Origin of the sequence: Corallincola holothuriorum (genome assembly GCF_003336225.1) — a bacterium.
Classification (GTDB): Bacteria; Pseudomonadota; Gammaproteobacteria; order Enterobacterales; family Neiellaceae; genus Corallincola; species Corallincola holothuriorum.
This window is the reverse complement of record NZ_QPID01000002.1, coordinates 551,031-563,771: the sequence shown is the minus strand read 5'-3', so window position 1 is coordinate 563,771 and position 12,741 is coordinate 551,031. Positions and strand designations below refer to the sequence as shown.

At 48.8% G+C, this 12,741-nt stretch carries 15 protein-coding genes; 5 read left to right on the top strand and 10 right to left on the bottom strand.

Annotated features, from left to right (window positions below):
* The first annotated feature begins 246 nt into the window (after window positions 1-246).
* Window positions 247-1,419, top strand: coding sequence for a cation:proton antiporter (locus DU002_RS05445; protein ID WP_114337338.1), 1,173 nt, complete (start codon window positions 247-249; stop codon window positions 1,417-1,419).
* Window positions 1,420-1,431: 12 nt separating this feature from the next.
* Here DU002_RS05445 and DU002_RS05440 read toward each other — a convergent pair whose 3' ends face one another.
* The 3 genes from DU002_RS05440 to ylqF are packed head-to-tail and all read right to left on the bottom strand — an operon-like array spanning window position 1,432 to window position 2,961.
* Complete coding sequence (locus DU002_RS05440; protein ID WP_114337337.1) at window positions 1,432-1,731, bottom strand: TfoX/Sxy family DNA transformation protein; 300 nt, start codon at window positions 1,729-1,731, stop codon at window positions 1,432-1,434.
* A complete protein-coding gene (locus DU002_RS05435; protein WP_114337336.1) occupies window positions 1,712-1,999 on the bottom strand; it encodes a DUF1244 domain-containing protein in 288 nt (95 codons plus the stop codon). Before DU002_RS05435 ends, DU002_RS05440 begins: the two co-directional genes overlap by 20 nt.
* Window positions 2,000-2,040: 41 nt before the next feature.
* The gene (gene ylqF / locus DU002_RS05430; RefSeq protein WP_114337335.1) at window positions 2,041-2,961 is read right to left on the bottom strand and encodes a ribosome biogenesis GTPase YlqF; all 921 of its coding nucleotides are present in this window, start codon (window positions 2,959-2,961) and stop codon (window positions 2,041-2,043) included.
* Window positions 2,962-3,336: 375 nt separating this feature from the next.
* On the opposite strand from ylqF, the gene DU002_RS05425 reads away from it, so the two are divergent.
* From DU002_RS05425 to DU002_RS05410, 4 genes are all read left to right on the top strand, one after another.
* Window positions 3,337-6,705 (top strand): esterase, encoded by a 3,369-nt coding sequence (locus tag DU002_RS05425; RefSeq protein WP_114337334.1) that lies wholly within the window; start codon window positions 3,337-3,339, stop codon window positions 6,703-6,705.
* Between the two features lie 178 nt (window positions 6,706-6,883).
* Complete coding sequence (locus DU002_RS05420) at window positions 6,884-7,105, top strand: hypothetical protein (protein ID WP_114337333.1); 222 nt, start codon at window positions 6,884-6,886, stop codon at window positions 7,103-7,105.
* A 29-nt stretch (window positions 7,106-7,134) separates the two neighbouring features.
* Complete coding sequence (locus tag DU002_RS05415; RefSeq protein WP_325048490.1) at window positions 7,135-7,521, top strand: RNA recognition motif domain-containing protein; 387 nt, start codon at window positions 7,135-7,137, stop codon at window positions 7,519-7,521.
* On the top strand, window positions 7,514-7,777 hold the full coding sequence (locus DU002_RS05410; protein WP_114337332.1) for a VF530 family protein: 264 nt from the start codon (window positions 7,514-7,516) through the stop codon (window positions 7,775-7,777). The genes DU002_RS05415 and DU002_RS05410 overlap by 8 nt, the downstream gene beginning before the upstream one ends.
* A 35-nt stretch (window positions 7,778-7,812) precedes the next feature.
* On the opposite strand, the gene DU002_RS05405 is transcribed toward DU002_RS05410, so the two are convergent.
* The 7 genes from DU002_RS05405 to rpsP all read right to left on the bottom strand — a co-directional run bounded on the left by DU002_RS05405 (window position 7,813) and on the right by rpsP (window position 12,591).
* Window positions 7,813-8,103: a SelT/SelW/SelH family protein gene (locus DU002_RS05405; protein WP_114337331.1), complete on the bottom strand. Its 291-nt coding sequence runs from the start codon at window positions 8,101-8,103 to the stop codon at window positions 7,813-7,815.
* Window positions 8,104-8,108: 5 nt separating this feature from the next.
* Complete coding sequence (gene tyrA / locus DU002_RS05400; protein WP_199405167.1) at window positions 8,109-9,245, bottom strand: bifunctional chorismate mutase/prephenate dehydrogenase; 1,137 nt, start codon at window positions 9,243-9,245, stop codon at window positions 8,109-8,111.
* Between the two features lie 16 nt (window positions 9,246-9,261).
* On the bottom strand, window positions 9,262-10,335 hold the full coding sequence (locus DU002_RS05395; RefSeq protein WP_114337330.1) for a 3-deoxy-7-phosphoheptulonate synthase: 1,074 nt from the start codon (window positions 10,333-10,335) through the stop codon (window positions 9,262-9,264).
* Window positions 10,336-10,640: 305 nt separating this feature from the next.
* The gene (rplS, locus tag DU002_RS05390; RefSeq protein WP_114337329.1) at window positions 10,641-10,988 is read right to left on the bottom strand and encodes a 50S ribosomal protein L19; all 348 of its coding nucleotides are present in this window, start codon (window positions 10,986-10,988) and stop codon (window positions 10,641-10,643) included.
* 30 nt (window positions 10,989-11,018) lie between these two features.
* The gene (trmD, locus tag DU002_RS05385; RefSeq protein WP_114337328.1) at window positions 11,019-11,765 is read right to left on the bottom strand and encodes a tRNA (guanosine(37)-N1)-methyltransferase TrmD; all 747 of its coding nucleotides are present in this window, start codon (window positions 11,763-11,765) and stop codon (window positions 11,019-11,021) included.
* A 19-nt stretch (window positions 11,766-11,784) separates the two neighbouring features.
* A complete protein-coding gene (rimM, locus tag DU002_RS05380) occupies window positions 11,785-12,315 on the bottom strand; it encodes a ribosome maturation factor RimM (RefSeq protein WP_114337327.1) in 531 nt (176 codons plus the stop codon).
* A gap of 24 nt (window positions 12,316-12,339) precedes the next feature.
* Complete coding sequence (gene rpsP / locus DU002_RS05375; RefSeq protein ID WP_114337326.1) at window positions 12,340-12,591, bottom strand: 30S ribosomal protein S16; 252 nt, start codon at window positions 12,589-12,591, stop codon at window positions 12,340-12,342.
* Window positions 12,592-12,741: the final 150 nt, after the last annotated feature.

Here is a 12,741-nt window from a genome sequence, read left to right as displayed (position 1 = left end):
ATGATCAGCCATCGGCATAAAAAAGTTAAAATTACACGCTTAGGTTATCGGCCAAAATTGTACAGACTTTAATCATTTTTGAATGATAGTATAACTCACTGAAACAGCACATTTTTTCCAACGTGGATCACATTTATGAAAGACTATCACCGTGTCTTTGCTGAGAAGAATATTGCCAATTGATACCCATTTCCGGTTATTCTGCAGATACGGATGAAAGCAGTACCCGCAGGATAAAGATAAATAATGCAGATCAGCTTTGACACCATCGTCATACAGCTTTCCATGATAGTGGTCAGTGCTGCCATTATTGGCACTGCATTCCTGTACGCTCGCCAGCCAATCATTCTTGCTTACATTGTTGCCGGGATCCTCATCGGCCCATCCGGCTTTGACTTGATCCCTAATGCCAACAACATTGAACAGATCGCCCATGTGGGTGTGATCCTGTTGCTGTTTTTGCTTGGCTTACATCTGCAACCCAGAAAGCTGTTATTGCTGTTTCAGAAAACAGCACTGATTACCCTCGGCACCTCCCTGCTATTTTTTAGCGCCAGCTTTGTGTTTGCCCTTAGTATGGGAATGCCGCTAAAAGAAGCGCTGGTGATAGGTGCGGCACTCATGTTTTCAAGCACCGTCATTGGCCTGAAACTGATCCCCACAACGGCCTTGCATCACAAACACATTGGTGAGGTGATGACCAGTGTACTGCTGCTGCAAGACATTCTGGCTATCATGGTGATCCTGTTTTTGAATATTGATGCAGGTGAAGCGATGCTCACCACATTCGCGATGCTGCTAGTGAAATTAGTTGGCATCGCCATACTGGCCTTTGCTGGGGTGCGCTTCATCGTGTTGCCACTGTTCCGCCGCTTTGATGTGATCCAGGAATACACATTTGTCGCTACTCTGGCGTGGTGTCTGTTTTGGGCGGAAGCCGCCCATCAACTTGGTCTCTCATACGAGATTGGCGCCTTTTTAGCTGGCCTATCGATTGCTGTCAGTCAAGTGGCGATGGCCATCGCTGAGCACCTGAAACCATTAAGGGAGTTTTTCCTGATCCTATTTTTCTTTGCCATCGGTGCGCAATTTGATGCTGGAATGGCACCATTTTTAATGTTGTCCGGCTTCTGTTTCGGCGTAGTATTAGTAGGGCTGAAGGTACTTAGCTTTAAAAAAGCATTTATCTGGACGGGTGAAGATAGAGCGATATCTCAACAGCTTGGGGTTCGCTTGGGGCAAGCCAGTGAATTCTCTATGTTGGTGGCCTTTTCCGCGCTAAGCAGCGGCGTATTAAGCAGCGAAGGAGCTACCTTAATACAATCTGCAACCATAGCGACCTTTATCTTTTCTACCTATTGGGTGGTTAAGCGTTACCCCACACCGATCTCCACCAAACCTAAACTACGCAGAGACTAAGCTCACGTATCTTTATGCCTTAAGCGCTTGCCGGGCAGCATCTAACTCCAGAATAAGCTGCCCTCCCATCTCCCGTTTAACAGTGCACCAATGGGTGTTAACTAGCGCGCCTTCAAGCGCATAAAGCAGATTCAAGCTGGGTGGCTTTAACAACTGCTGCTCGACCCGCAGAAAACAGCGAACAGCCCCTAATGCCTGTAATTCAGTCAAAGAAGCGATACCAGCTGCAAGTAACATTTTCGCCGATACAGTCCCCAAGTTTGGCAGCGCAGCGATCTCATCCCACGCCTGACTATTTTTTCTGGCTGGCATTAAAAGCGGCCAACTGTTCCGGGGTGGCTTCTTTTTGATACTTCGCCTTCCATTCACTGTAAGGCATACCGTAAATGTGTTCTCTGGCCTCGTCAGGGTCAACCGCTACATCCAGCTGAGCAGCCTCTGCCACCATCCATTTTGATAGGCAGTTACGGCAAAAACCCGCTAGGTTCATCAGATCAATATTTTGAACATCTTTACGACTGTCTAAATGAGCTAATAAACGACGTAACACCGCCGCTTCAATTTCAGTCTGCTTTTCCATCGTGACCATCCCTCCTCAATTCTTCTCGGCCCAAAGCCCGTTTAACGACGGCCTTTAAATTTAGCTTTGCGTTGTGCATCCTTCGCCGCTTTTTCCGCTAGACGTTTTGCTATCAAGGCTTCTTCGTCAATCACCATATCCGGAGTCTCCATGGTGATTTTTCCTAGCGTACCTGCGCGTACTTCATGTAACAGAAGATCCGCCGCTTTATTCATTTCGACCTTGCCACCGGAACGTAAACAGCCACGCTTACGCCCTATCATTTCCAACAGATCCCAGCCAGTCTCCGGTAACTCTGGCAACTGATAGCGCTGTTTCAGTTGCTCAGGGTAAGCCAGCAACAAATAGTCCGCTGCATACATACCCACGTCATCAGACTCCATTGCGGTGTCTTTAACAGCCCCTGTCACAGCTAAGCGATAACCACTATTTTCGTTTTCCACCTTAGGCCATAGCATGCCCGGGGTGTCTGTTAGCACCACACCATTCTGCAGATTGATGCGCTGCTGCGCCTTAGTTACTGCCGGCTCGTTACCGGTCTTGGCAATAATACGATCAGCAAGAATATTAATCGTGGTCGACTTACCCACATTGGGGATCCCCATAATCATGGCGCGAATATTTTTGCCAGCTTGGTCCCGGTGAGGTACCAATTTACGGCACAGTTCGATGATGGTTTTAATTTCAGACGGCTGCTGCGTTGTCAGGGGCAAAGCTCTAACCCCGGTTTCCTGTTCCAAATAGTCCACCCAACGGGCTGTTAGGAGCGGGTCGGCAAGATCGCGCTTGTTTAGAACCTTAATTACCGGCTTATCGCCACGTAACTTAGTGATCATTGGATTACTACTACTGTAAGGAATACGGGCGTCCAACACTTCGATAATCAGATCCATCTGTGGCATCACTTCAGCGATCTCTTTCTGCGCCTTGTGCATGTGTCCCGGATACCATTGAATCGCCATCTAACTGCCCCTTGCCGTTTGCTGTAACTTGGATTTCCCGTTGCGCGCTAGTTTAACCTGTTGCTGTTCAAAATCAGAACTTATCTAAAGCTTACTTCAAACGCTCTGTACACTTCGCCAATGACTCCCCAGCAATAAGCGCACTGATGGGGAGCAGCATATCTCAATATGTAAATCCTCTGCTTGTAACCAACCAGTTACAAAAACTTACGCTTGGTAATCTGCCAGCGGAGCGTGATCACCTTTTTTAACTGCCCATACTTTTAACATTTTCTCCTCCAAAGCCCTTATATATCAACAAGTTCTTATGTTAAGCCTTGGTCTACCCTATATCTTTCAACGTGATGTCGACTACAAACTAAAAGGAAGGAATCGATGAATCCAACAGTGTTATCCAAGCACCGTCTCGCCACCGCAGTGCTCATATTAGCCAGCGGATTTAGCCTAGGAGGCTGCTCTGACGACGATGACGACACTCTCACCTGTGATCCTCCGCAAGTCATTAATGACACAGGTGATGCGTGTATCGATCCTGAGCCTACTCCCCCTTATGCCGTTGATCTTTTCCTCAAAGGGGAATTCAGTGGCTGGGGGGCTGAAGAAGAATATATGCTCACATTTGAACAGGATGCTTACTATCTCCACAACGTAGAGATGGTTGCAGGCGTTCCTCAGTTCAAAGTAGCCGATGCTAACTGGACGTTGGAAACAACATTCACTGCCGATGTAGATAATTTGACAGAAGTGGTACCGGGCGAAAGTTACGTTCTACAAACTGGGGACGGCGCGGCCAATATGGCCATGGTATTGGAACAATCAGGGATCTACGATTATAAACTTGAAGTCGGTGATGATTTACTTCACCCCACATTCAGTTTTTCTCAGGACGTAGCGCCCTTGGATTATGACATCTATCTACGTGGTGGCTTTAACGGTTGGACCACAGACAACCAGTTACGGTATGTCGGTGACAACAATTATCAGATGACCATGCAGATCACCCCTGGCAACCATGAGTTCAAAGTTGCTTCCGCAGATTGGTCCAGTGAATGGGTGTTGGATCCAGACGTATCGGTTGTCGCGGAATTAGACACAGATTATGTCATGTATCCTGGCGGCCCAAACAGTAGCTTTTTTGTCACAGAAACCGGTTACTATCGCTTCAATGTCGATGCCTCTGAGCCCACCGCATTGGTACTGCACATCACAGAAACTGATGGTGATGATGGCGTAATCATCAATCCTCACGAAGGCCACGAAGTCCGCCAAGAACTCAGCTTCACCACGTTCGACGATCAGCAAGAAACCGTGACATTTTCCGCTGAAGTTGCCGACGCCGAGTTCCGTAGTTATGCCCAATCAACGACCCAAGACCTACGCGATCCAGGCGACCCTTACGTGCTCTATGAAGAGGTCGCAGGCAAACCCAAAAGCCGTACCGGGAACTTAGCATTTGACGCATTGTTTGCACTGTCCGTGCACGAAACAGCAGAAAATAGCGTGAGCGAAATCCGAGACGATAGCTATAACGGTGGCGACCCTATCCCCTGCGATTGCTTTGAGACCGGCGCAAAGTGGCACTACGTATGGACCCGTGACCTTTCTTATGCAGCCAACCTGGGTTTAGCACTGTTAGATCCTGAGCGTGTCAGAAACTCCCTGCAATTTAAATTATCCGGCTATCGCGCCGGCACGGCCAAACCAACCGCTGCCGCCGGAGACGCGAGCGGCATACAGATAGTTCAAGACACAGGTTCAGGTGGTAGTTGGCCGATCAGTACCGATCGGGTGACCTGGGCGTTAGGTGCAGAGAAAGCGCTTAATGGTTTACCAGCCACGGAGCGAGCCGCATTTGCAACGCAAGCTTACCAAGCGCTGGTCAATACCGTTGAAAATGATCGCATCGCTGCATTTGATAGCGATGACGGACTTTACCATGGTGAGCAATCCTTCTTAGATTGGCGTGAGCAAACCTACGCCAGCTGGATCGTGAACGACATTGCCAGCTTGGGTAGTGCAAAGGCCCTGTCTACGAACGTCGCGCATTACAAAGCGCTGCAATTAACCGCAAAACTGGCTCAAGAACAAGGTGATGCAACCGCGTCGGCGAAATATCAAGGCTGGGCTGATGCCCTCAAGATCGCCATCAATGATGGTTTTTGGCTCGCAGATGCAGGGCTGTATAGCAGCCTGACGGCTGGTCATCAGAGCACTGCACCATTACACAAATTTGACTGGTTAGGCCAGGCGCTGGCAGTCACCAGCGGCATCGCCGATGCGGCGACGGCAGAAATGGTCGTCGCTAACTACCCTCACGGCGACATGGGCGCTCCCGTCATCTTCCCACAACAACCTGATATCGCGGTGTATCACAACCGTGCTATTTGGCCATTTGTAACCGCCTACGGCTTAAGGGCTGCTATTCAAACAGGCAATACAAAAGTGGCGGATGCCGCTTACACCACGCTGATACGTGCGGCCTCACTCAACATATCAAATATGGAGAACTTGGAGTGGCTATCACTACAACCCAACCTGCTTGATTTTGATAACCCTGGCTTATCAGGACCGGTGATTAACTCGACGCGCCAGCTTTGGTCTGTCGGCGCCTATGTCGGTATGGTCATCGAAGGTGTGTTTGGTGTTAGCACCACAGACACTGGCATCGAAATCAACCCATTTGTAACCAACAACTTGCACGCAACCATGTTCGCCGATAGTACATCTCTTGCGTTACAAGGCTTGGTGCTGCAAGGCAAAACCATCAATCTCACGCTGAATTTGCCAGCGTTAACCGATACCGAGGGCTCTTACAGTGTTGCCACGATAACCTTAAACGGTGACGCAGCAACGCAACAGCTAAGCTGGGCAGAGCTCAGTGAAAGCAATGACATTGTGGTTACGTTTGGCGCGCTGACCAACACAGAAAGTAGCCTAACCGCTGTCACTGCAGAGCCGTTAAGTACAAATGATCCCGCCGTATTTGCTCCACTGGAGCCCACTATCAGCCGTGTGTTTGTCAACACCGACAATCTGCTCGCCGTAGAGTTTAACGATGACAGTAACCAAGGCAACTTGGCCTACCATTTGTACCGGAACGGCATGCTGATCCAAGAAAATGTGGCAGTCGGTATTGTCACTGACAACATCGGTGTGACAGCAGGCCAAGGTTATTGCTATACCATTGAGGCCGTTTACACCGATTCGGGTAATCGCTCTCACCATAACCAGCCTGCTTGTTATGACGCCGCACAGGAGATCTCTGTAGCCAATGCTAATGTCACGTCAAATCTAACCGTTAGTCCGGCGGATGATATTATCGATGAGAGCTACCTAGGTGACTGGGGAGCGATGACTGACACCCTGGTTGTCAGCAATGTTGCTATCGCCAATGATGGCGACTACGACATCCAGCTCAAATACCACAACAATTACAACGCCATTAACCTGGGTATCACTAACGGTGTTAAATGGTTACAGGTGAAAGACAGTGATGGTGCCGTCGTCGCTGAAGGCGTGATTCAAATGCCCCATGCACTAACTTCTGCAGGCACTAAGCCTTTGGTTTATTCCACCCCGCTGACGGCCACGTTAACGGCAGGTAGCTACTCATTGGAGTTAATGGACTTCTACAATATGAGCTACCTGAGTAGCAATGAAACATTTACGGGGAACGGCGGCGACAATGGCCCAGTGAACCGTTTCGACATAGCTGCAATACGGCTACAACCTGCTATCGACTGATCCACGCATACGCAGTTAACGAAGCGCAAAAGCCGACCAAGGGGTCGGCTTTTTCTCGTCATTAGTCCCTGGATAAGTACATTTTGAAACACAAAACTATTAACGTACTAAGCCAGCGAGACTAAAATCTACGCAACAATAAAGACATCCCTTTTTTGACTAAGCAAGGATGATGATAATGAACTGGTTAGCGGGCATATCGATACTCATAGTGAGCATAGTCAGCACGGGGTGTAGCCAAAAGCAGGCCTATCATGGCGTCAGGGCAAATCAAAAAAGTGAATGCCAACGCATTGAGGATCCAGACAGATACCGTGACTGTATGGATGAGGCCGATCAATCTTATGAGGATTATCAACGAGAGCGCGAGATCTTGATTAAAGAAAAATCAACGCAATAACTGTTTGGCTCGATGGCAGCAGCAGGAGGATGCGAAACGCGCTCTACCATGATGGTTCCCTGTTCTCCCAAGGGCGTAAGCTGTATAGTGCCAACCTCAAACAATTGTTCGGTACCCCCATGAAACTATTGATCCGCAACCTTTCTCGCAGCACGACAGAGTCTCAACTGCGGGCGTTATTTCAGCCCTTCGGAGAGATCCAGTCATGTACGTTAGTAATGGACAAAGAAACTGGAGAATCAAAAGGGTTTGGTTTTGTTGAGATGCCCAAGTTCGGTCCCGCAAAAATAGCGATGAAAAGTCTTAACAACCAAGAAGTTGATGGTAGTCGCATCCGAGTGAAGTACGCCCAGACAGACGTAGCAACTGAGGCTGAAGCAGTGACTAGCACAACGGGAAAACAGCGCCGTGACTGAACAAAACGACTCTGCTGCCAGTCAGAAAGATCCGCTTCATGGCGTGACGTTGAAAGCATTACTCAGCTGGCTGATCGAACATTACGGCTGGGAAGAGCTGGGGCAAAAAATTCCAATTAACTGTTTTCTCAAAGATCCCAGCCTTAATTCATCACTGAAATTCCTGCGAAAAACGCCATGGGCGAGAACAAAAGTAGAGGCGCTTTATATCAAAGCACAGCAACAAGCGAAGAGCATTTGGGGGAGTAATACTTAGGTAAAAGCCTATTCAGGCAAATTGGCGGTTATTGGCTATTTACGATCGCTATGGCCAAGATCTCGTTCTGGAGCAACCAGGTCCCTGATCTTTTGCTTTAGTGGCTTCAGCTCGGGAAAACCACCCATCTCTTTACGGCACCAAATAAGCGCCCCGTCCAACCAGATATCAAACTGGCCAGCATCGCCGGGGCCAATTGCCACACTATCAAGTTCTTCCGAAAATGTGTTTAGCAACTCTTGTGAGACCCACGCTGCACGCATCATCCAGCGGCAGCGAGGACAATAGCGGATCTCAATCTTGTTCAACCTAATCAGCTCAGACATGTTACTTAGTCAATATGGCGGCGATCATGGGCGACCAACAACATTTGCCGACTTTCCCCCATAAATTGCTCGGCATATTGGCCAAACCAATCAGCCACTTCACTGAACTGACGGATAAAACCATCGCGATCATTATTTTCTAGGCAACTGATAGCATCACTGAAGCGCTCGATATAACGGCGGAACATACCAAGTGCATCAGGTGAAGAAAGGATGATATCCGCGTAAAGTGCTGGATCCTGAGCAAACAAACGCCCCACCATCGCCAATTCAAGGCGATATATCGGTGAGCTGAACGCCAGTAGCTGTTCGATATCAGCATTTTCTGACTTCAAATGCATCCCATATACAAAGCTGGAAAAGTGGCGCATCGCCTGTACTAGTCCCATCGCTTCATCATGATCTTTTGCTGTAGCAGATTTGAGTTTGGCACCCCATAAAGCAAACTGATCCAGTAGCCATTGATAACGTTCGCTATCGCGGCCATCACAAACCACAATCACCTGCTTGGCAAAACTACTGATATCGGGTCCAAACATCGGATGCAACCCAACCACGGGTCCCTGATGTACACGAAGCATTGCGTTTAATGGGTCACTCTTGGTACTGGTGAGATCACATAAGATACAATCAGCAGGCAGTGTTGAGAACTTCTCAATGATCTCGACCGTGCGGGTAATAGGCACGGTCACCATCACCACACTGGCGCCAGCTAGAATATCATCAGCTTGCGCCCAATCCTGACTTCCCAACACTCGAACTTCATAACCAGACAACTCGAACATCTGTACAAACAACCGCCCCAGTTGTCCTTTACCACCAACCACGACGATAGGACCCGCCGCAGGGTTGACGGTTTTAAAACCGGTATCTTTTTCACTGCTATAAGATTCTCTCATCGCACGACGCAGGATATCTTCAATCAAATCAGGGGGTACCCCTAATGACTCTGCTTCCTGGCGACGGCGAGCCAACATCGCAGCTTCCCGGGAAGGGACGTAAATAGGTAAGCCATGCTCACTTTTAACCTCCCCCACCTCGGCCACGAGTTTTAGGCGCTGAGCCAGCAGCTGTAACAGCTGCTGGTCGACATCATCGATCTTGTCACGCAGGCGCAATAGCGCCTCTGGAGAATCATTCACTAACAGTTATTCCGTCTTAGCCCTGCACGCGAGCTTTCAAAGGCTTTGAAAGCTGCTCAGCCATGCCGCGCAGAGAGGTTTCAGTGGTTTCCCAGTTAATGCAGGCATCAGTGACCGATACACCGTACTTCAATTGATCACGGGGAAGGTCGGCACTCTGAGCACCCTCATTAAGATGGCTCTCCAACATGATACCAATGATTGAACGGTTGCCATCCAAAATTTGATGCATAATGTTTTCGGCCACCAATGGCTGAACACTGTAATCTTTGTTTGAATTGCCATGACTACAATCAACCACCAAACTCGGGCTTAATCCAGCGTCAGTCATTGCCTGCTCACACTGCGCTACATTCACCGAATCATAGTTAGGTTGCTTACCACCACGTAAAATTACATGGCCGTCTGGATTGCCTTCAGTTTGAATCACAGAGACCTGACCGTCACCGTTAATACCCATGAAACGGTGACCTGATGCCGCCGCCTTCATTGCGTTGACGCTGTGGCCCAAGTTACCGTCAGTACCATTCTTGAAACCAACTGGCATAGACAAACCACTGGCCATTTCACGGTGGGTCTGGCTTTCGGTGGTACGCGCACCAATGGCTGCCCAGCTGAACAACTCGGACAGGTACTGTGGACTGATCGGATCCAGCGCCTCGGTTGCCATTGGCAGACCAAGTTCAGCGATCCACAACAGCAGCTCACGCGCTTTATGCAATCCTTCTTCTAAAGCAAAAGTGCCATCCATATTCGGATCGTTAATCAATCCTTTCCAACCGACAGTGGTACGCGGCTTTTCAAAGTAGACGCGCATAACCAGGAACAGTTCGTCTTTCAACTCGTCATGCAATTTCTTTAACTTAAGTGCGTACTCTTTTGCCGCTTCCACATCATGGATAGAGCAAGGGCCGGTCACAACCAACAAGCGTGGATCTTTACGATGAATAATGTTCGAGATGACGTTACGAGCATCAGCTACAGACTGCAGAACTTCATCACTGGCTGGGATCGCCTGCTTCAGTTGTTTCGGGGTGATCAGTACCTCTTGGGCGCTGACGTGTACGTCGTTAACCGTATCGTTATGCATTTTACAAAAACTCCTACATGCACCCTGTCTGTTCGATAAAGTTATCGCAGCACAGCTAAAAATCAGGGCACATATCTAATATCAGGCCCATAAATGAGTCCCGATTATTAAACGGATTGCGAGGAATGTATAGGCATAAAATGCATAAAATTGCATTTTTATTGATTAATAATTGAATTTTTATGCAGTGATGTCGTGCATGTTCACAACAAACAGATAAGACGCGATCAGTTTACCGAAAACAAAACAGCCCGCACAAGTGCGGGCTGCTGCTTCTAGCCATTGGGAACCAGGTGTTAAACGAATTAGCTAAGCTTTTCTTTAATACGTGCAGCCTTACCGGTACGACCACGCTGGTAGTACAGTTTAGCTTGACGTACGTCACCACGGCGTTTGACAGCAATGCTGTCTACTTGCTTACTGTGGGTCTGGAATACGCGCTCAACACCCTCACCGTTAGAGATTTTACGTACGGTAAATGCGCTGTGCAGGCCACGGTTACGCTTGGCAATAACTATGCCTTCGAAAGCCTGCAGACGCTCGCGGTCACCTTCACGTACTTTCACCTGCACAACGACTGTGTCGCCAGGGGCAAAAGTAGGAAGGTCCTGCTTCATCTGTTCTTCTTCAAGTTGCTGGATAATTTTATTCATATCTCGCATCCTAGGTTAAACTGAATCACTCTACTGTTTGTTGTTGTTTTCATTAACAAACTCGGCAAGCAACAAAGCTTGCTCGTCAGTCAGAGCTAGGTTGTCCAAAAGTTCCGGACGTCGCAGCCAAGTTCGGCCTAAAGCCTGCTTGAGCCGCCAACGGCGGATCGATTCGTGATTGCCACTCAATAATACTGAGGGCACCGTTTCGCCATCAAGTACCTCAGGGCGGGTGTAGTGAGGGCAATCCAAAATTCCATCAACGAAAGAATCTTGCTCTGCTGATTCACTTTTCCCCAGCACCCCCGGTATCAGTCTTGCCACAGCATCTATCAAGGTCATTGCGGGGAGTTCACCACCGCTGAGTACGTAATCACCAATAGACCATTCCTGATCTACCTCTGACTGAATAACGCGCTCATCAATCCCTTCATATCGCCCAGCGACTAACACCAGTTTTTCGCATCCTGCCAGTTCCTGAACACCCTGCTGATCCAGCTTGCGTCCTTGGGGAGAAAGGTAAATCACCTTAACCCCATCACCGGCAGCCTGCTTAGCTGCTTGAATAGCGTCGCGTAATGGCTGCACCATCATCAGCATGCCTGGTCCACCACCGTAAGGGCGGTCATCAACAGTGCGATGCTTATCATGGGTGAAATCTCTTGGATTCCACGTTTGCAGCTCTATTAAGCTGTTTTTGATGGCCTTGCCCGTTACCCCATGCTCACTAATCGCGGTAAACATATCGGGAAACAGAGTCACCACACCAAACCACATGGGGGTTTCTCCTTGCCGGTTAAAAACCGGGTTCCCAGTCCACTTCGATCCGCTTCTGCACGAGATCTACGTTTTTAATCACTTGGCCATCGAGAAACGGGATTAACCGCTCTCTTTTACCGAAGGCATCTTTGCTGTTCGCTTTCACTTGAAGCACGTCATTTGAACCGGTTTCCATCAGTCCAGTAACAACACCCAGGTCATACCCTTTGTCTGTCACTACCTGCATTCCGATCAAATCCCGCCAATAGAACTCATCTTCTGGCAGATCAGGCAGTTGCTCTGGCAGCACGGAAATTTCCAGGCCCACCAAAGCCTCAGCCTGTGTTCGGTCTTCAACCTCTTCGAACTTAACAATCAAACCATTATTGTGGCTACGCCACTTGCTGACTGTCAGTTGTTTCCCTGATTTTTGGTCTCCCAAAATCCAAGGGGATAACGCAAAGATATCTTCAGCGTTGTCTGTAAAGGAGTGAATCTTCAACCAGCCTTTGACACCATAAGGTGCACCGAGGCGGCCCAGAATCACATTTTCAAGTGGCTCTGACACTGCCCACTCCTTCTTAATGGTTAATTAAGCAGCCGCTTTCGCAGCGTCTTTAACCAACTGTGCTACACGGTCAGACAGGGACGCACCCTTATCTTGCCAGTGTTTAACACGCTCCAGGTCCAAGCGAAGACGCTCGGCTTGGCCGCGTGCAACAGGATTGAAGAAACCAACTTTCTCGATGAAACGGCCGTCACGTGCGCAACGGCTGTCGGCTACGACAACCTGATAAAATGGACGCTTTTTAGCGCCACCACGTTGTAAACGAATGGTTACCATACGTTCCTCTTTACCCAATTTGGCGGTTCCAGGCACCCCAAAAAAGCATGGGGCGGGCTAGAAGCGCGCTAATTCTACGCACAATCCATAGAATTGCAACCAAAACGACGGATAAAAAACGTTCAACTGCGGCGCTATATAAGTAGCAGC

What these genes read in the sequence shown, in the direction of transcription:
- DU002_RS05445 (WP_114337338.1), top strand. Translation starts at nt 247, where the DNA reads ATGCAGATCAGCTTTGACACCATCGTCATACAGCTTTCCATGATAGTG.
- DU002_RS05440 (WP_114337337.1), bottom strand. Translation starts at nt 1,731, where the DNA reads ATGCCAGCCAGAAAAAATAGTCAGGCGTGGGATGAGATCGCTGCGCTG.
- DU002_RS05435 (WP_114337336.1), bottom strand. Translation starts at nt 1,999, where the DNA reads ATGGAAAAGCAGACTGAAATTGAAGCGGCGGTGTTACGTCGTTTATTA.
- ylqF (WP_114337335.1), bottom strand. Translation starts at nt 2,961, where the DNA reads ATGGCGATTCAATGGTATCCGGGACACATGCACAAGGCGCAGAAAGAG.
- DU002_RS05425 (WP_114337334.1), top strand. Translation starts at nt 3,337, where the DNA reads ATGAATCCAACAGTGTTATCCAAGCACCGTCTCGCCACCGCAGTGCTC.
- DU002_RS05420 (WP_114337333.1), top strand. Translation starts at nt 6,884, where the DNA reads ATGAACTGGTTAGCGGGCATATCGATACTCATAGTGAGCATAGTCAGC.
- DU002_RS05415 (WP_325048490.1), top strand. Translation starts at nt 7,135, where the DNA reads ATGCGAAACGCGCTCTACCATGATGGTTCCCTGTTCTCCCAAGGGCGT.
- DU002_RS05405 (WP_114337331.1), bottom strand. Translation starts at nt 8,103, where the DNA reads ATGTCTGAGCTGATTAGGTTGAACAAGATTGAGATCCGCTATTGTCCT.
- DU002_RS05395 (WP_114337330.1), bottom strand. Translation starts at nt 10,335, where the DNA reads ATGCATAACGATACGGTTAACGACGTACACGTCAGCGCCCAAGAGGTA.
- rplS (WP_114337329.1), bottom strand. Translation starts at nt 10,988, where the DNA reads ATGAATAAAATTATCCAGCAACTTGAAGAAGAACAGATGAAGCAGGAC.
- trmD (WP_114337328.1), bottom strand. Translation starts at nt 11,765, where the DNA reads ATGTGGTTTGGTGTGGTGACTCTGTTTCCCGATATGTTTACCGCGATT.
- rpsP (WP_114337326.1), bottom strand. Translation starts at nt 12,591, where the DNA reads ATGGTAACCATTCGTTTACAACGTGGTGGCGCTAAAAAGCGTCCATTT.